At 71.9% G+C, this 263-nt stretch carries 1 protein-coding gene; it reads right to left on the reverse strand.

All coding sequences use genetic code 11. From position 1 onward, the window contains the following. On the reverse strand, window positions 1-263 hold a 263-nt coding region (locus tag R2S09_RS40445), incomplete at both ends, for a glycoside hydrolase family 6 protein (RefSeq protein ID WP_316746304.1).

Raw genomic sequence — 263 nt, forward strand, 5'->3', positions numbered from 1 at the left:
GGCGGGTAGGCGTTCTGGAGCAGCTGCTGGAACTGGGCGGAGAACCAGTGTCCGGCCAGCGGCGCGTTCGGCAGCGCACCCGTGGGGTTGTTGCCGTTGCGTGCGTTGCCCCCGTACGTGGGGTCGCACATCTGGTCGAAGCCCTTGCCCTCGTCGTTGGAGATGGCCTGGCTGGCTCCGTCCGACTCGCCCGGCGGCTTCACCCACACGTAGGCGTCGATCCCGGCGGCGGGCGCCGCCTTCGGCCGTTCGCCGAGGCCGGC

It is taken from the genome of Streptomyces sp. MK7, assembly GCF_032658145.1.
Classification (GTDB): Bacteria; Actinomycetota; Actinomycetes; order Streptomycetales; family Streptomycetaceae; genus Streptomyces; species Streptomyces spiralis.